Here is a 17,754-nt window from a genome sequence, read left to right as displayed (position 1 = left end):
CGGCGTAAGGCTGGTTGCCTATGATCCTCCTACCGGCGAATGGAACCAGATCTGCCACAGCGCGTCATAGAAGCAGATCAGGTGCGATTTAACGCAAGGAGTGACATCGATGATCAGGCTCCTTCTCCTCCTCGCCATTGCATTCGCCTTCGCATGCGGCGGGACGGAGGCGGCCAAGCTGGATCTAGCCGCGGTAAATCAGGCGCAATTCTCCGCCGGCGACCCGAAAGGGCTCGATCCTGCCGTGCTGAAGGCGCAAATTTTTTTGGATCGTGCGCGCTTCTCACCGGGGCTTATCGACGGCCGCCTTGGAGAGAACTTCGCCAAGGCGGTCAAGGCCTTCCAGGCGTCGAACGGACTGGCGCCAGATGGCAAGCTCACCCAGGCGACTTGGGACAAGCTGATGGCAACCTCCACCAGCCCAGCTCTGGTCACCTATGAACTGAACCGCAAAGATGTACGCGGCCCCTTCACCAAACGCATTCCGGGGCGCATGGAGAGGATGGCTCGCCTGAGAAGGCTTGGCTATCACGACTCGATCGAGAAGCTGGCGGAGCGCTTCCATGTGAGCGAACCATTGCTCAGGAGGCTAAACCCAGGCACCGGATTCAGGAAAGCTGGAACCACGCTGCTGGTACCAGATGTTGGCCGAGGTGAACCTCCCGCCACCATTGCCGGCGTGGAAGTCGACAAAGGCGCTCATCAGGTGCGCGTGCTCGACCCCTCCAATAAAGCGCTTGCCGTCTACCCTGCGTCGATCGGGAGCGACGAGAAGCCGGCACCAAGTGGGCAGGCAGAGATCCAAAGGGTGGTGCACAACCCGACCTATCACTACGATCCCGATTTTGCATTCAAGGGAGTCAAAACCAAGCGGCCCTTCACCATTGCTGCCGGCCCTAACAATCCCGTGGGATCAATCTGGATCGACCTCTCCATCGAAAGCTACGGCATTCACGGCACGCCCGAACCCGGCAAGATCGGGAAGACCTTCTCTCACGGCTGCATTAGGCTAACGAACTGGGATGCCGAGGACCTCGCCTCAATGGTGCACAAACATATGAAGGTGACTTTCAAGGACGAGTGACGCAAGCCGTCGCATCCCTCGATGGTCGCCGAACGAGATGTCCGTCTGTGCCCGTGACAATCGCATCTTGCGATCCGCTGGATCCGATCAGCGGATGCTCCGGGTTCGGGGTGTCAGGTCAAGCGGCGCCATTTGCACGGATGGCGGCGAACCAACCACCATGGCGGGGGCGCCAGATTGCTCACCACGTTGGCTCTCTACTTCGCGGCTCATACCTTGTTGAGCAGCTTGCATCTCCGGAACGGTGAAAACCGGCACCTCGCCCTTGAAACCCTGGAGCTCAAAGGCGCCCGCCTGGACGACCGGCATCGATGCTCCTGCCGCAAAGCCGGGTCCAAGCACCAGGGGGATGCCCAGCTTCTTGGTCGTCGATTCGAGCCGTGCCGCGCGGTTCACGGGGGAGCCGATCGCGGTGTAATCGAAGCGCCGTTCGGAGCCGAAATTGCCTACCGAGCAGATGCCGGTCTCGATGGCGACGCCGATTTCGATGGAGCGATGGCCATCCGCGGTGAAGGCGGCGTCTTCGCGCCTCACCCGCTCGATAAGGGCCAGGCCCGCGTCGAGCGCACGCTCACGATGATCGGGTTGATCTAGCGGTGCGTTCCAGAAGGCCAGCACCGCATCGCCCATGAACTTGTCGATGGTGCCGTCGCGCTTGAGGATCTCATCGGTCGCAATGCCGAGGAAATGGTTGACCACCTTGGCGATCTCTTGGGTGTCGAGCTGTTCGCTCATGGTCGTGAAGCCACGTATGTCGCTGATCAAAATGGTGATCTCGCGCTTCTCGCCGGACAGGATTGCCTCGGTGTCCGAGCTTGCGAGGCGCTGCACCACGGAGGGCGACAGATATTGGGAGAACTGTCGCGTCAGGGTGGACCGGCGCTGCTCGCTGCGCCTGTAGAGGACATAGCCTTCGAAGCCCGCAACCATGATGGTTGCAAGCGCCGGCTGCAGCGGGTCATAGAGTGCACCCTGCAGGCTGTACTCGAGAGCGCCGAACACGAACGGCGTGACGGCCAGCAGCGCCAGGGAGAGGGCGCCAAGCACGACACGCCCGGCGAGCACTCCGGAAACCCCGATGAAAACGACGGCACTGAGGAGAAACCAGAGCCGCTCGAGCATACGCGCGTGCGCTGGCTCTGCCAGGAAGCGCCCGGCAAGCATCTGGCCGATCGCATCGGCGTGGATCTCCGCTCCTGGTCGCGCTGGACTCGTCGGCGTGGGCAGGTACTGCGTCAGGCCCACAGCCGACAGGTCGACAATGGCGATGGCGTCCCGCAGCCGCGGATCGCCATGGCCCGAAAGGATAGTGCTGGCAGACAGGCGAGGCGTGTCCGTGGCGGTTTCCCAGAGGCGGATGCTCCCCTCCGGCTCGAGCGGCACAATGGCGCCTGCCATCCTGAGTGCGTCGAACCCGGCTGCATTCATCCGGGCTGTGTAACCGTCCTGTCCAGCGTAAAGGCGCAGGAGCTCGAGTGCGAAAGACGGCCACAGCTGCGCGCGTTGAGGGGTATTGCGAAGCCAGAGCAGCGGCACATGGCGCAGTACGCCGTCGGGATCGGGCAAGGTGCGAATCACGCCGAGGCCTGCGGCGGCGTTCGAGAATTCGGCAAGCGACCCGGTAAGACCGGTGAAGCCGGGAAGTGTATCGGGTACTTGCCCGACGATCGACCAGCCGGCTTTGGGTTCTGCTTCTGAAACCGTCGCTTCATTGCCCAGGCTGACGGCAAGCGCCGTTCGATTTTTGGACAGCGCCGCTGCCAGGCGCTTGTCTCCGGCCATGCCCTCAGGCGAGGTGTCAGCCTCGGGGAGTACCAGCGCAAGCCCGACCACCGCCGCGCCGGATTGCGTGATGCCATCGACCAGATCGGCCAAGAGGCCACGGTTCCAGGGCCATCGCCCATGTGCCTTGAGGCTGTCGTCGTCTATCGAGACGATCACGACAGGATTGCTCGTCGCCTGACGTGGGGCGAGAAACTGATAGAAGTCGTACGTCCGCTCACGCAGGCGCGACAACGGCCCGTCAAAAGCCAAATGGCAAGCGAGCAGCAGGAGCACGACCACAAGGCCGGATATTTTGCGTCTGCCGGCTTGCCGCCAATCAGCCCAGCGCCTACCGACCGAGTGGCTCATCTCGTGCAGCCAGGCCTAATCGCAGTTGTAGTAGTAGCAGCAACCCTCACCCTCACACTCGCCCCGCCGCCCCCCGCTGCCCGCAGGTGGCGTTGGGCTGTCAGGGAATTCCATGACCACTCCTGGCAGTGCGCCGTCCCTGGACCCGCAGACTTTGAGCGAGGAGCCTAGAGCCGACGCACAAATTGCGCTTACGTCCAACCCAGGACCCGGTGCGCCCGGCAGGCCGGTTCCCGCTATCCGGTCGATACTGTCCAAGATCGGGAAGGCGTCGATGCCGCCGTAGCCGGCCAGAAGCTTGCCATCGTCCGACGTGCAGGCGTAGCCCGGGTTCGTGATGACCAGCCGTTTGCCATTGATCGTGCAGGTCATGCGGCCGGCGCGCAATATGCCGACGGTCTGGCCGGCTGCCACCAGCACTTCGATGATGCCGCCTCTCGCTCCGAGCACCATGTGCGGCGTCGCAACCTGCATGACGCCCCCTTTCGAAACCTGGCCGCCATAAAAACGGGCCAGGCCGCTGTTCATCCCGATGTCGATCTTTCCCGACCCGGAGCCCGGATTGTAGACGAACTCATCGATCGTCAGGCTGGTGTTTGGACCAATTTTGGCGCTCGATTCATCCCGGAACACCAGCATTCCGAGACCGGTGGGATTGCTGCGCAACTGGTCGCCGAGTTCGACGCCGGCGCCAACGTTCATCGTCCCGCCGTTATTGCGGACGATGATGGTCTGGTAGGCCGTCATCGACCCGACCGTCTCAGCAGCGGATGGTGCCGCGAAGGCGAGGCAGGCGACAAAAATGACGATCTGATGATACCTCATCGCGGCCTCTTTCAATTGAGCGTCAACGTATAGCTCATGAGCATTTCGAACGATTTTCGGTCGCGGTTGGCGAGGGCGAAGTTGGTTTTGCGGTAGGCGAGATCGACGCTGATCTTCTGCGCTTCCGTCAGCTGAAAATCGCTTTCCGAGGCAATGCGCCAGAAGTCGCTCTTGATATTTGTGCCGATGCCGACGGACAGATCGGGAGTGTCGCTGTGGCCGGCCGATAAGGCGATCTGGTGCGACCATGCGAAAAAATCCGGTACGTTCATCAACAGGCCGCCATAGCGGACCTCGCCCGTATAGCTGCGGCTGATTTCGCCCGATCCGGAAGCGAAGTCATTCGAGCCGACAAAGCGCAAGCCGAGCGCCTGGCCATTGCGGAAGCGGTAGCTGCCGCCTGCCTCATAGAAGACCCTGCTATCCGCGAAAATGCCTTGCGAGGCGCTTAGATCGATGTAGCCGCCACCGGCGAAGAGCGTCGTCTCGACCGTCGGGCGAACGACGAAACGTCCACTGAGGCCGATACCGGTTTCGTAAATGTCGCTGTCGAAACGATCCGTAACGGTGAACGCGGAAAGCAGCAGGCGCAGCGAATCGATCCCGCTGTTGGGCAGTCCCTTGTCCCAGGTTACCGCTGCGTTGCCGTGGATAAAAGTCTTCTCGCCACCCGGAACCGACAGGTCTTCCGTGAAAAGACGCTCAGTCGCGGTCAACGACCCCGAAAGAACGAGCGCGTCGGCACTTGGCGTGCCGAGGTCCCACCGCACAAAACCTTCCGCCTGCCCGTAAGGCGAGACGAAGCTGTCGTCGTCCTGCGCCCCGCCTGGCTCAAAATCGGTGAATGCGCTGAATACGCCGCCGGTCAGGGCGAGTTCCCAGGTGACGCCACGCAACGCGCGCTCGATGCGGGCGAGCAGGCGAACAGCTTCCTGTTGCTCACTTGCGGTCAGACCTCCGACTTCGATGCCGTACTGCACCTGCCGCCGGGCCAATTCATAGGACCCGACATGATAATATAACCGGCTGGCCGCAAGCCGGGCGCGCGCATCGCGCGGGTATTGGATCAGATACTGCTCGATCGAGGAGATCGCCTGATCGTATTGCCCAGCGTTGACCGCAACCGTGACGAATTGGGCGAGCGTCCCATTGTCGGCCGGACTGGCGATGCGGGCCGCAAACGCATCGTCATAGGCCCCAAAAAGACCTTGTGCGCCGGCCGGCAACACGCCGGCACAAAGCAGCGCTGCGGCGACGCCGAAGATCGTTCGAAACGAAGATTGCATGCCGAGAACCCACCCCAAACCCGACTAGTGCGAGAGATTTAGCACGACTGCAAGAAAAAGGCGACTGAACGGTCGCCGGACTTATGCGAGTCCTCAGCAGCTGTTGCAGCTGCGCAACAAGATATCGGGTTTATTCCTATTTCGGATGCGCTGATTGTCAAAAACTCTTCTCGACATTGCTGCACGTGATTGAAGTATTTGGCCCAAGGCTTAACAAACTCAAATCTCATCAGTAGTGGATCGCACAGCCGACAAGATTAATATTGGGTGGGCGATTCTGCGTATCTGGTCACCAGGCTTCAAGGTCACCCACGGCTTCTCCAAAGGCCTTCCGTCGCGTTTCGCAAGAGGCCGGAGAGCTGCCGGAAGGTGCTTCTCACGAGGCGTGTGCGATTCGGCCCGGGTCTTGCAATTTCTTTGAACGCGAGGTCAGCTCATTGCCCGGACTCCCAGGGACGCGTCACCGCACGCAGCTTGCTAGTCTAGAGCACGAGCATGGTTGCCAGCCCCAGCATCAGGCCCATGCCTACAATATCGGTCACGGTGGTGAGGAAGATCGCCGAGGCGACCGCCGGATCGGCGCCTACCCGGCGCAGGCCCAACGGGATCAGCACGCCGGAGATGCCGGACATGAGGCACGATCCGGACATGGCAAGCAGGATCACAAGTGCCAGCATCGGCGCCTGCGCCGCCGACGCCGGTTGCCTCGAGGCATAGAACCACATCGCCGCAGCCGCAACAACGCCGACGAGCGCGCCGTTGGCGGCCGCGAGCGCGCCTTCTCTCATCACCAAGTGCAGCTTCGGTCGTTTGTCCACATCCCCCAGGGCAAGGCCACGCAGCGTCATAGCCAGTGCCTGGCAGCCGGTGTTTCCGCTCTGCCCGGCCAAGACTGGGAGAAACGCCGCCAGAGCGACGATCTTCTCGATCGTGCCTGTGAACGAACTGACCACGAATGCGGCCATGAAGGCCGTCAGGAGATTCAACTGCAGCCACGGATGACGCTTCAGGAAGGCTGAAAACAGCGGCGTAAAAGAGCGCTCCTCCTTCTGGAGGCCTACCATCTGTCCAGACTGGGCGGAAATCTCGATGATTTGCTGCTCGAACAATCGCCAGCCGCGAACCTGCCCGAGCAGCCGGTTCTCCGCATCCACCACCGGATAGACAGGATAGTGACGCCGTACCGCCGCTTTGCATGCGTTACTCAAAGAGAGACCGACATCAAGAGCGAACGGCCTGGGCAGCATGATGTGATCGACAATCGCGTCTGGTTCGCTCAGCATCAGATCGCGCAGGACCGCCAGGCCAACCAGTTTATTGCCCTTGTCCGTAACGTAGAGATAAGTGAGCTCGGTCGGCACCTGGGCGCCTCTGACAGCTTCCACTGCGGCAGCAACCGTCGTCCCGACAGGAACGCTGGCGGGGATCGGGTCCATCACCTCGATGAGCGACTCGGGGATCGCGAAACCCATCTCACTATCATGAGAGCTGATGGGCCGCATATGCTGTGGCAAATGCTCGGCCACCTTACGGGCGTGCCCGTCAGGCAACAGCTTTAGTGTGTCGCGGATGAACTCGGGAGACTCTTTAGCGAGCAATTCAGCTGCGTCATCAGGTGCTCGAGCACGCAGCGTGCGCACCAACTTCTGAACGCCGGTCTCTTCGTTCATTATGATATGGCCCCGCAATTGAAAGTGAAAAAGTAGTGAAGTATCGGATCGCACCGGGGCGGAAATACGACAGCTTCTTCCGGCCCCAGCAGTCCGCCTTGTGGTTCTCGCAAGCGCCGCCTGCACCCTCCTAGCTTGAGAAGGCAAAGCAGACGTCTACATTTTGGGCGTGCCTTCGGTCAGATCAGCACGCGAGTGTCCGCGCTATTTCCCTCGCTTTTCAACCTTTAGATTTGGGAGGTCGGGTCGCTTGGATACCACACCGGCCTCCTTCAAGGCGGTGTATCCAACCTTTTTGAGGAGCTTCTCTGTTTTGGCGCGCTCCTTGTCCAGAGCGGTATCACCTTTGACCTTGGGCATCCGTCCTCCATTTGGTCGTTGTCGTTCGCCGGTAAATGAGATTGCCGGAAATGTCCCGCAGTGTCGTGCTTTGCCCCCTGGCCGAGGACTGAATTGAGGCGCTTTGCCGCCCGGCAGCCTTTGGCGGGAAGCGGACGGGCGGGCTATTCCTGCTGGAATTGACAGGGCCAATCTTCTGGCCTCGTCATGCCAGAAGGCAACTCGGTCCGGGCGTCCCCGCAAGCCATGTTGAGCTGCCACCGGGACAGACCCGCCGAATTGGATAGATCGAGGCCCTCGATACGGGTCAGAAAGAAAAAAGCGCCGTCAAAGTCTATCGGTGCGGTGAACTTCGCTCCTCGGAAGTCCGCCCGCGCGAGATTGGCAAACGAAAAGTGGCTGCCGCTGACATCGGCGTCATGGAACTGTGCACGCCCCAATTCCGCCTTTGTGAAATCAACATTGACCAGATTGGCGTCCTGGAAATTCGAGCGCTGCACTTCCGCGCCCGTAAACACGGCGCCCTGCGCGTCCATATGGCTGAAGTCGGTCCTGTACGCCTCGATTTTGTCGAACCGGGCGCCTTTGGCGGTCGAGCCGGCCAGGGAAGCGCGCACAAGCGTTGCCTTCTCAAAATTTGCCGCAAGGAGATTGCTGTTCCTGAGGTCGGTCGAAGTGAAATCAACACCGAACAGGTTTGCCCCGCTCAGGTCCTGTCCTTCTAGGATGAGAAGCTTTTTGTCACACTCCTGCCAATTGACGCCAGGCGTCGCGGCTGCGTAGCAATCTTGAGCGGCGGTGGCGTTTTGCCAAGCCAATACAGTGCAAACCGCCAGAACCAAGCCGGATCCGCCGTAAGCTCTGGTTCGTCTCAAAGTCATTGTCGCTGGACCCCTCTGCTACTCGTCGACAATCAGCCTTACCACATCTGCTGACACTCGAGCCACGGTAACGACCGCCGTCACAGTTGCGCATCAACGATCCGCCGATAGCCAGCAGCAGCTTGCGGAACTCATCGAGAGGTGGGGAAAGGCTTTGACGGCAGAGCGCTTTTTCGCGGATGCGATCACAAAACAAAGAGTTCGGCGTAAGCCGTGAGTTATTGGTGGGCCCGGAGGGCGAACGGAAATTGTTGATTTTGCTGAATTTTGGTGGGCCAAAATCTGAAAGGTTCCCGTGTCATTCCGTATGCTCCCGCGACCCCAAACTGCCGACCATAGCTGACCTCGTTTTGCAAACGTTGGGAGATAGGGTCCAGAACCGCGGAAATGGGGGCGGTTGCAGATCGGCAGCTGTGGCAACAGCGCGCGACCAGCTGACGGTCTAGCGCCTCGATATGGCCGATGAGACTCGGGAAGTAACAAACAAGCGGCAGCTTGCAGGCAGTTGTAATCGGTGGAATGGATTTACGAGTCGAGGCGCCGGACCAGGACGGGCTCACTTGCCTCGAAGTTCAGCCTGTTGGAATGGCGCGGAAGAACGAGTAGCGGTATCTAACGAGCCGGCGGCCCCTCGATGTTTGACCGCTCGTCCTGCAACTCTCGTATGTCGTCCCGCAAAGTGGTGGCGCTACCGACCACTTCGTTCCGCATTGTTTAAACAGCGTATGACTCGTTACAGTCAAATTTTTTTCTGAGCTGCGAAAGGCCGACACTAGAACCGTCAAAAAAATTACGCTTTTGATTTTAACGGAAAATCGCCGCAAGAAATATTTTGAGGTTTCACCAGCTATGGGCTCAATCGAGCGATTTTTGGACCTTGCGGCATTCGATGGCCTACAGAACCGCCTCAAAAAGTACCGTCACCTCTTCGGTTGACCCAGTCGTTGATCGGCCGTCATACGAGCCCTATGCTGGCACGCTGGCCAGTGAAGCAGTCGCCGGCGTTTATTCGCCGGCTCAGGGATTTATGCCCACGCTTCAGGTCGAAGAAAGGCAGGGGTGTCCGTTCCAGGCTCTTGGCAGGCGGGCTAAGATTATCCTGCCGATTGTAGCTGCCACCAAGATGTTGTCGGTCACCTCGCTGAAAAAGTACACCCAGAAATAGTCAAGCCATCAGGAGCAAATAGGTCATAAGGTGGCCTTGCGGTCCTCCTTCCCGGAGCGGTTTCGCTTGCCTGTTCAAACTCGGACGGCTGTTACTCAAAAACCGCAGTGGGTATTTTATGTGCCATTTTTGCGACATTCTATAGAATTTTGCTTGAATTTAGCGTTTTAGCGGTCACTAAATCAATAAGTGCTCCCATATTTTGCAAATTTGTGAACAATCACGGTTGAGTTGTAACGCCTGGCAATAATGGCGCAGGGGAACGTTGGGGTGGGGTGAAATGAATACGACATCTATGTCGGCGATAGGCAAGCGCCTCGGCCTGCTGACGACGGTCGCCATATTGAGTTGTGGGAATGCTCACGCGCTCACTCTCCAGGAGGCGATGGCGGTTGCGGTGGAGTCCAACCCCGAAATTGGCCAAGCGATCGAAAACCGCGAAGCAATCGAATTCGAGCTACGCCAAGCGAAGGGACTTTATCTTCCCAGCGTCGATGTCGAGGCGTCGGCGGGGGTTCGTCGTCTCGACAATTCCTCCCGGCGTTCGCTGTCCATAGAGGATGACGCGCTCTATCCGGCGGAAGCCGATGTCGTTGTCACGCAGACGCTTTATGACAGCGGCGCAAGGCGGGCGGAACTGAACCGTCAGGCGTCGCGGGTCGACGGCGCATCGTTCCGGGTGCTGGAACGGTCTGAATTCATTGGACTGTCTGTCGTCCAGGACTATCTCGAATACATGCTGCAGGCGTCGATCGTTTCAGAAGCGAAGAAGAATCTGGGCTTTCACCAGGCAATCCTCGGCGACATCCGGCAAGGTATTGCAGGCGGCGCGTTGAACGAGGCTGATCGCCAGCAGGCCGAGGAGCGGCTGTTCGCTGCCAAGGCACGTATGCAGGAGGCGACCGAAGAACTGGAGGCTTCCAAGATACGGTTCTTCAAGACGGTCGGTAAGCCGCTGACCAACGCGTCAAGGCCGAGCGATGTCTCGAGCGCGCTGCCAAGGTCGCTCGACGACGCGCTAGGGCTGGCGCGACAGAACAATCCGCGCGTCCACATGGCCAACAGCGATATCGACGCCGCCGCCTCCCTGGTGGATGCGGCGCGGGCGAAATTCGGGCCCTCCGTCATCGCCGAAGGCCGCGCCCGCGGCGGCTATGACATCGACGGCGACGATGGCGACGCTAGCGACCTGCAGGCGCGGCTGGTGCTGCGCTGGAACCTCTATCGCGGCGGCATCGACAAAGCCAACGAGCAAGAGCAGGTCCGCCGCACCAGCGAGCAGCGCCTTGTGCTGCACCAGGTTCTGCGCGAGATCGAGGAAGCCGTCCGTACGTCATGGGATCGCCGCTTCCGGCAGGCCGATCTGGCAAAGACATTGAAGCTTCAGGCTGCCGCCAACGAAAGGCTGGTGGCGTCCTATCGCGAGCAGTTCAAGGTCGGACAGCGCTCGCTGCTCGACGTGCTCGACGCGCAGAACACGCGGTTCAACACAGCTACGCTTGCCGACACCGCATCCTACGCGTCGCTTTTCGCGCAGTACCGGCTGCTGGCGGCAACCGGGCAGTTGCTGAAGACCATGAATCTTCAGCCGGCAAAACAGGCCACCGCCTATGCCAAGGCCGAGTTCAATGCGCCTGAAACGGCCGACACCGAAACCTATGCGCGCACGCCGTCGGAGCAGACGAACGATCTGCCTTTCGACATCCTCGCACCGGTAAGAAAGAAGTAGGAAGGTCAAGGACGAACGATAGTCCTGCGGGCCGATCGTGAACCCACAACCCAAAATCCTCTCCCCAAAAGAGGCGTTCAAGGCCTGCTTCTCCGCTGTTGCCGGGTACCTCGGCAGGCCGAGTTCCGAGACCGTGCTGTTTGCCGGCGTGCCGCTGTCAGACACCCGCATCGATATCGACGCCATCCGGCATCTTGCCGAACGCATCGGTCTTGAAATCACGGAATTCAGCCATCGCGACTTTCTTCGCGGACGCATCGACCTTCCCGCCATTCTGTTTCGCGTCAGCCAGTTGCCGGTTGCGCTGCTTGCCCAGACCGAGGACGGTGGATTTACGACCGCTCCCCAGGAAGACGGGCGCACGACAATCAGCAAATCCGAGTTTTCCGGAAGTTATATTAGTGGCGGCGTTTCCTTCTCGATAACCTATGCCAACGCAGTAGAGGCAATGAGCGTCGGTTCGGCGGCCAAGATCGAGCGGCGACATTGGCTGACCGGCACGATGGGGCCGTTCTGGCGCACCTATTCGAAGGTCATCCTGTCGGCGGTATTCATCAATCTGCTGGCTCTTGCCTCACCGATCTTCACCATGAACGTCTACGACAGGATCTTGCCGAACAAGGCGATATCGACGCTCTGGGTGCTGTCGATCGGGATCGGCGCGGTCATTCTGTTCGACCTGCTCTTGAAGACCGCCAGAGCGTCACTGATCGACTATGCCGGGCGCAAGGCCGATCTTCGCATCTCCTATATGCTTTTCGAGAAGGTGCTGAACTCGTCCTTGTCGGCAAGGCCCGGCTCAACCGGCGAATATGCAAATCGGGTGACCCAGTACGAGTTCGTGCGCGAGTTTTTCACGTCGAACACCATCAGCGTCTTCATCGACACAGCCTTCGTCTTCGTCTTTCTTCTTGTCATCTATGCGATAGGCGGTTGGCTGGTCGTCATACCGGCCATTGCCTTTGTCGCCTCGGTGATCGTCGGGCTGATCACGCAACGGCGCATCGGCAAACGCGTTGCCGCTTCCATGAACGAGGCTTCGCAGCGCCAGGCCCTGCTGGTGGAATCCATCTCCACGCTGGAAACGATCAAATCGCTGCGGGCAGAGGCGTACCTTCTGCGAAAATGGGCGGAGCATTCCAAGAACGCATCCAACACGTCCGAGAAGATCAAACAGCTTTCGGCTGCCGCCGGCAACATAACGCAAGCCATCCAGCAGATGGTCACCGTCGCTTTGATCGTGGCCGGCGCCTATGCCTTTTCGGAAGGGCATGTCTCGACCGGCGCCATCATCGGCACCGTCATGCTGGCGGGCCGGGCGGTGGCCCCGCTTGGGCAGATTGCGATCACCTTGTCCAGACTTCGCCAGGCGATGCTGTCCCTGCGAATGGTGAATTCGATCATGGCGCAGCCTGAGGATCGGCCGGACACGGTTGGTTTCGTCAACCGCCCCATTCGCAACGGTGCAATGGCATTCAGGAATGTCGGCTTTGTCTACCCGGGTTCCGAAAACGAAGTGCTGACCGGCCTGAATTTCTCGGTGAAGCCCGGTGAGCGGATTGGCATCATCGGCCGCATAGGCTCGGGAAAGACGACCATGGGGAGGCTGATCGGCAGGCTTTTCCTGCCGACCTCCGGCGAGCTGCTGCTGGACGGGATCGACATCCGCCAATACCACCCATCTGAGGTTCGCGCCGCGGTCGGGATCGTCGCGCAAGCCAACGATCTGTTTTCCGGCACCATCAAGGAAAATCTCCTGATGGCGTGCCCGGAGGCGACCGATGAGCAGATCGTCGAGGCGGCCAAGGCTGCCGGCGTCGACGACTTCGTCTCCCGCCATCCGCGAGGCTACGACATGAATGTCGGCGAGCGCGGCACCAATCTCTCGGGCGGTCAGAGGCAGACAATGGCAATTGCCCGCCTGTTGCTGACCAAACCTAAAATCGTGTTCCTGGACGAGCCGTCCGGCTCGATGGATCTGGCTTCCGAGCGCCAGCTGATCAAGCAGCTCAAAGTGGCTTTCGATCGCAACACGACCCTGATCGTATCGACGCACCGCTTCAGCATGCTCGAGCTGGCCGACCGCCTGATCGTCATCGAGCAGGGCAAGATCGTTGCCGATGGACCGAAAGACCAGGTGATACAGGCGCTGCAGAAAACAAGCGCCTGACGAACAGAATTATGCGTGAACACAGCACGTTGGGACGTGGTAAATGCTAGCCAGGGAAGACCGTCCGCCGCTTTTTGCGTCGGCTTCGATATTCATTATCGGAGCGCTTTTTGCGAGTTCGGTAGCCTGGGCATCCTTCGCCGAGGTCGATGAAATCGCACGCGGCGACGGCAAGATCATACCGGCGTCGAAGACCCAGATCATCCAGGCCAGCGAGCCGGGCGTGGTTCAGGAAATCGCCGTGACGATCGGTCAGGTCGTCAAGAAGAATGACCTCATCATTCGTCTCGACAACACCTTCAACACTTCCAGCCTTGGCGAGCAGCAGGCCAAGGCGCGGGCGCTGCAGACGCGCATTGCACGGCTCCAATTCGAACAGACCGGCAGCCTCGAGGGCGCGTTTCCCTGTCCGTCCGAGATCCAGAAGGTGGCGCCGGAAATCTGCGACAACGAGCAGAAGCTGCTAATCGCGCGGCGCGATAACTTCGAAGTCAAACTGTCGGTTCTAAAGTCGCGGCTCGATCAGCGTGAGAAGGAACTCGACGAAGCCAACGCCAATGCCGATCGCCTCACCAAGAACCTGGCCGTCAGCGACCAGGAGGCGAAGCTGGTCGAAGCGATGGTCAAGAAAGGCCTGATGGCGCGAACCGAGCAGCTCCGCGTAGAGCGCGAGCAGACCGAGCTCAATGGTCAGCTGACGCTTGCCGGAGAGACCATCAAGAAAGCCAGGTCTGCCATCACGGAAGCCAAGCTTCAGGTCGACGAACTTGGCCTCCAGCTGCAACAGGAAGCGCTCAGCGATCTGACGCAGGCGCTGGCCGATCTCTCGGTGGTGGACGAGACGATACGCGGTGCCACCGACAAGGTGGCGCGTACCGATATCCGTTCGCCTGTCGATGGTATCGTCAACACGCTTGACATCAACACGGTCGGCGCCTTCGTCCAGCCCGGCGCGGTCGTCGCGGGTATCGTGCCGACGTCCGAGACCCTGCTGGTCGAAGCCCGGGTCTCACCGCGGGACGTCGCCTTCATCCGGCCGGGCCAGGATGCCCTGATCAAGGTGACCGCCTATGACTTCTCGATCTTCGGCGGCATCGAAGGCAAGGTGTCGAACATCACTGCCGACAGCCTTGTCGACCAGAAGACCGGCGAACCGTACTATCAGGTGCGTGTCGCCACCGACAAATCGACCCTGACACGGGACGGCAAGACCTATTCCATCATCCCCGGCATGATCTGTTCGGTCGACATCAAGACCGGACGCAAAACGATTCTCACCTACCTTCTGAAACCAATCAACAAGGCGCGGGAGGAGGCAATGAGTGAGCGATAGTGCGATCTCCCGCCCGGTCGATCGCGACCGGCTGCTGCCACCGCTGGCGAGTGAGGATTTCGGTCTCGAGTTCCGGGTTGTGGCGCGTGGCGGCACGCGCCGCGGCATTCGTCTGGAACGGGCGTTCTGGACATCGCTGAAGCAGATGGCGGAAAGCCGCAAATGCACGATCGGCACACTGATCGAGGAAATTGCAGAGAGCCACGCCAACGCCGGAAACCTGACATCGGCAATTCGCGTAGCCTGCATGCGTGGATTGGCCGACCAAAACCTCACCTTGCAGAGGCTCGCGTCGATCAAGACCATCAGCGCCATTCTCGTCGCCTGTCCCTCGCCGGCCTTTGCCCTGGCATCGTCGAAGAAGATCCTGACCTTCAATGCGCCGTTCCAGCAACTGGTGCGGCGGCAATTGCCGGTGGCGCCGAACGAGGACGCGCGCCAGGATCTCAAGCTGGCGCTGGACCTCAATGTCGCCGACATATTCGCCAGGCTCGACGCCAATGGCGAGACGCCGGTCGCGACCGGTTTCGTCATAGGCGCCGGCGACCGCCGCTACCGCGGTCAACTGAGCGCGGTGCGGGCGCCGGTGGTCGAGCCGGAACTGCTGATGGCGTTCGTCTTCGGCGGCTAGAGCAATTCCGGGAAAAATGTGAGCGGTTTCCGTGGAAAATTGCGTCAAACTAGAGATAGAGCGCTCAAGACTCTCTGATGGGAGCTTACGGCTGCACACCTTCACCAGGCGCGACCGTCGAAAGGCCGCCCTTGATATCGGCTATTTGAGCAGAACCGGTCTTCGCGCCATGGATCCACGCGCGATCGGTGCTGAACGAATACAGCGGCACGTAGGTCGGCAGGTCTGTGTCGCGGGAAACTACATTGCTCAAACTGTCGAGAATGAAGACGCCGCTGCCGGTGCTGACCGACAGCACGGCATGAAAGAAACCGCGCTTGCGATCCTGCAAGACGACCAGCGACATGCTCTGCGCCGGGATGCCTGCATGCAGCAGCGCGGCCATCTTGAGGATGGCGAAATCCTCACAGTCCCCTGCCCGCCGCTCAAGGATTTCCCGGGGCTTGGCCCAGTAGTCGAGCTTGCCGTAAACCACGCTGTCCTTCTTGTAGGCGATGGCGCGATTTATACTTGAGTTGACGAAGGACAACTTATCGATGAAGCGCTTGTTCCCGGCTGCCTTGACGATCTCGGCAAAGGCGCTGTTCTTGCGTTCGCACGCGCTGCTCGCGGTACAGTCGACAATTGCCTTGTAGACCGGCGCCCAGCGCGCCGAAACGGGGAAATTGCGCATCGACAGGGCAACAGAACCGAACACGCCGGGAATGATCGCCGCCGTCTGGATCGGGTCGATCCCGGTGTCGTCCTGCGCAAGCGCAGAATCACGCTTTTCATCAACGGCAACAGGACCATAGCTGCCAAAAACCATACCGATCCGGTAGGCTGAAACGGGCTGCACTGGTTGCGGCCGAGCCAGCGAAACGCCGCCGAGACTGGACGGGGTTTCGACAGCCGCCAGCACCCCAGCGACAGCGCCGGCATTCACGGCAACTGCTCTCGCGGAGGATGGCTGCGGCAGGCCTGTGATCGCCACTGCCAGCAGGAAGAGTTTGAGCCCGGTTATTCCCAGGGCAGATTTTTCTTTTTTCATAGCGCCCACCTTTGACTGCGGACGCTACCAATCTTGTCTCAAATTACTGGAAAGGAAGGTGGATAAGTTTCCTGCAATCGAGAACGTCTATTTTGCGTAAAATTTTATTCAAATTTATACTTCTGCTTACCAACCCAGCTCAACCGGCGTATATCAAACGAGACGCGGCGCGGCCAATGTATATCAGGTTATATCTTTCGGGTTTACCACGTGTAAAAAATGCCGAGACGTGCATATCCGAATATATGAAATTGATTGCGGGATAGTTGCAAAACAGAAGTCGTCGCTGTCTCTATCCGGGAAATGCCGGAGGGGTTTGGCGATGACGATCAGTAACGATTTGGATACCGTCTCGAATTCTTGGGACGAGCACTCTTCACATGAACATGGCGGCTCGCCAGCGCAGGCAGGCATCCAGGTAGCGCAGGCCGCTCAGGCGACGCCTGCCGAACCGGTGCCGGTCGATGTCGGCAGCGGCGCACCCGTTAAACCGGAAGCACCCGCGGAGGCGAAGGTGCCGGCGGCAGCCGCGCCGCATGAATATGTCGCCGACGCCAGCAATGTCGTAAAACTTCCGGCCGATGTCTCCATCGACAATATCAAGGTCGACGGCCACAATCTGTTGCTGGAACAGGCCGACGGTTCAGTCATCCTCATCAAGGATGGCGCGCTCAACGTGCCGACCTTCATCATCGGTGATGTCGAAGTTCCGCGCGTGGCCTTGCTGGCCGCTCTTGAAGCGAGCCACGTCGATGTCGCCTTCGGTGCCGATGGTTCGATCTCGGCCGGCCCGGGCGGTTCGAACCCAAGCGCCGGCGCAGACTTCTCGGTTCCCCCCGGTGGCATCGGCGACGGGTTCGGTCTTTCGGCACTATTGCCTCCGACAGACCTGGCGTTCGGCCAGCCGGATCATCGCGAGCTGTTCCCAAGCCTGCGGCCGGATTCCACACCGTCGATCATCGACCTGACGCCTTCCGTCGAGGGCGGCGACACCATCGTCAATGAAAAGGGCCTGCCGGAAAGCCCTGGGCCGGAAGGTTCGGGCGAAGCGTCGGCGCCAGGCGTTGACGGCGACATCTCCGAACACAACACCGGCACCTTCACCATCGCCTCTCCCGACGGTGTCGGCTCGCTGACCATCGCCGGCCAGGTGATTTCGGGCGCGGCTCTTGCCAACAGCGCATCGACGCCGATCGACATCATCACGCCGCTCGGCAACACGCTGACCGTCAACGGCTACGACGCCAGCACAGGCCAGGTGAGCTACAGCTACACGCTCGTCCATAGCGCGACTCACCCCGACGCGGGGACAGATTCCATCTTCGACGACATGACGATGACGGTTACCGACACCGACGGAGACGTGTCCCTTCCGGGCACGCTGTCCGTCAACATCGTCGATGACGTGCCGACCGCGGTTGCCGACATCGACAGCATCGGGGCCGGCCTGTTCGGCCCGGCCACCGGCAATGTGCTGG

General features: G+C 60.1%; 14 protein-coding genes. 7 read left to right on the top strand and 7 right to left on the bottom strand.

Annotation, left to right across the window (positions count from 1 at the left end; genetic code table 11):
- The first annotated feature begins 109 nt into the window (after positions 1-109).
- Positions 110-1,084, top strand: a complete 975-nt coding sequence (locus tag NKK50_RS00070; RefSeq protein WP_023744460.1) for a L,D-transpeptidase family protein — start codon at positions 110-112, stop codon at positions 1,082-1,084.
- 87 nt (positions 1,085-1,171) lie between these two features.
- On the opposite strand, the gene NKK50_RS00065 is transcribed toward NKK50_RS00070, so the two are convergent.
- The 6 genes from NKK50_RS00065 to NKK50_RS00040 form a co-directional block, all read right to left on the bottom strand.
- On the bottom strand, positions 1,172-3,142 hold the full coding sequence (locus tag NKK50_RS00065; protein WP_196814981.1) for a CHASE2 domain-containing protein: 1,971 nt from the start codon (positions 3,140-3,142) through the stop codon (positions 1,172-1,174).
- 90 nt (positions 3,143-3,232) lie between these two features.
- Positions 3,233-4,057: a FecR family protein gene (locus tag NKK50_RS00060; RefSeq protein WP_031247047.1), complete on the bottom strand. Its 825-nt coding sequence runs from the start codon at positions 4,055-4,057 to the stop codon at positions 3,233-3,235.
- The gene (locus NKK50_RS00055; RefSeq protein WP_196814982.1) at positions 4,054-5,271 is read right to left on the bottom strand and encodes a tetratricopeptide repeat protein; all 1,218 of its coding nucleotides are present in this window, start codon (positions 5,269-5,271) and stop codon (positions 4,054-4,056) included. Before NKK50_RS00055 ends, NKK50_RS00060 begins: the two co-directional genes overlap by 4 nt.
- Before the next feature lie 539 nt (positions 5,272-5,810).
- Positions 5,811-6,998, bottom strand: coding sequence for a magnesium transporter (locus NKK50_RS00050; RefSeq protein ID WP_023744457.1), 1,188 nt, complete (start codon positions 6,996-6,998; stop codon positions 5,811-5,813).
- A 204-nt stretch (positions 6,999-7,202) separates the two neighbouring features.
- Positions 7,203-7,358: a hypothetical protein gene (locus NKK50_RS00045; protein WP_023681074.1), complete on the bottom strand. Its 156-nt coding sequence runs from the start codon at positions 7,356-7,358 to the stop codon at positions 7,203-7,205.
- A 143-nt stretch (positions 7,359-7,501) separates the two neighbouring features.
- Entirely contained in the window at positions 7,502-8,218 is a 717-nt protein-coding gene (locus NKK50_RS00040) for a pentapeptide repeat-containing protein (RefSeq protein WP_352542997.1), read from the bottom strand.
- An 889-nt stretch (positions 8,219-9,107) separates the two neighbouring features.
- Here NKK50_RS00040 and NKK50_RS00035 point away from each other — a divergent pair.
- The 5 genes from NKK50_RS00035 to NKK50_RS00015 all read left to right on the top strand — a co-directional run bounded on the left by NKK50_RS00035 (position 9,108) and on the right by NKK50_RS00015 (position 15,246).
- Entirely contained in the window at positions 9,108-9,383 is a 276-nt protein-coding gene (locus NKK50_RS00035; RefSeq protein ID WP_023744455.1) for a hypothetical protein, read from the top strand.
- Between the two features lie 280 nt (positions 9,384-9,663).
- On the top strand, positions 9,664-11,112 hold the full coding sequence (locus NKK50_RS00030) for a TolC family protein (RefSeq protein WP_023744454.1): 1,449 nt from the start codon (positions 9,664-9,666) through the stop codon (positions 11,110-11,112).
- Between the two features lie 37 nt (positions 11,113-11,149).
- Entirely contained in the window at positions 11,150-13,282 is a 2,133-nt protein-coding gene (locus NKK50_RS00025; protein WP_023691465.1) for a type I secretion system permease/ATPase, read from the top strand.
- A gap of 43 nt (positions 13,283-13,325) precedes the next feature.
- Entirely contained in the window at positions 13,326-14,615 is a 1,290-nt protein-coding gene (locus NKK50_RS00020) for an HlyD family type I secretion periplasmic adaptor subunit (RefSeq protein ID WP_023667951.1), read from the top strand.
- A complete protein-coding gene (locus NKK50_RS00015) occupies positions 14,605-15,246 on the top strand; it encodes a ribbon-helix-helix domain-containing protein (protein WP_023667950.1) in 642 nt (213 codons plus the stop codon). The genes NKK50_RS00020 and NKK50_RS00015 overlap by 11 nt, the downstream gene beginning before the upstream one ends.
- An 85-nt stretch (positions 15,247-15,331) precedes the next feature.
- Here the strand turns inward: NKK50_RS00015 and NKK50_RS00010 are convergent, their stop codons facing one another.
- Positions 15,332-16,276, bottom strand: coding sequence for a transglutaminase-like cysteine peptidase (locus NKK50_RS00010; RefSeq protein WP_023834002.1), 945 nt, complete (start codon positions 16,274-16,276; stop codon positions 15,332-15,334).
- A gap of 322 nt (positions 16,277-16,598) precedes the next feature.
- Here NKK50_RS00010 and NKK50_RS00005 point away from each other — a divergent pair.
- Positions 16,599-17,754 (top strand): hypothetical protein (locus NKK50_RS00005; RefSeq protein WP_352542996.1); only part of this gene is annotated, 1,156 nt, incomplete at its 3' end.

Origin of the sequence: Mesorhizobium sp. M0001 (assembly GCF_040324255.1) — a bacterium.
In the GTDB taxonomy this organism is placed as follows: domain Bacteria; phylum Pseudomonadota; class Alphaproteobacteria; order Rhizobiales; family Rhizobiaceae; genus Mesorhizobium.
Note: the sequence above shows the minus strand (reverse complement) of the source record. Positions and strands in the feature narration are given on the sequence as shown.

Bases quoted from the DNA above. Each gene is read 5' to 3' on its own strand.
- NKK50_RS00010 (WP_023834002.1), bottom strand. From the start codon at position 16,276: ATGAAAAAAGAAAAATCTGCCCTGGGAATAACCGGGCTCAAACTCTTC.
- NKK50_RS00040 (WP_352542997.1), bottom strand. From the start codon at position 8,218: ATGACTTTGAGACGAACCAGAGCTTACGGCGGATCCGGCTTGGTTCTG.
- NKK50_RS00050 (WP_023744457.1), bottom strand. From the start codon at position 6,998: ATGAACGAAGAGACCGGCGTTCAGAAGTTGGTGCGCACGCTGCGTGCT.
- NKK50_RS00045 (WP_023681074.1), bottom strand. From the start codon at position 7,358: ATGCCCAAGGTCAAAGGTGATACCGCTCTGGACAAGGAGCGCGCCAAA.
- NKK50_RS00035 (WP_023744455.1), top strand. From the start codon at position 9,108: ATGGCCTACAGAACCGCCTCAAAAAGTACCGTCACCTCTTCGGTTGAC.
- NKK50_RS00030 (WP_023744454.1), top strand. From the start codon at position 9,664: ATGAATACGACATCTATGTCGGCGATAGGCAAGCGCCTCGGCCTGCTG.
- NKK50_RS00070 (WP_023744460.1), top strand. From the start codon at position 110: ATGATCAGGCTCCTTCTCCTCCTCGCCATTGCATTCGCCTTCGCATGC.
- NKK50_RS00020 (WP_023667951.1), top strand. From the start codon at position 13,326: ATGCTAGCCAGGGAAGACCGTCCGCCGCTTTTTGCGTCGGCTTCGATA.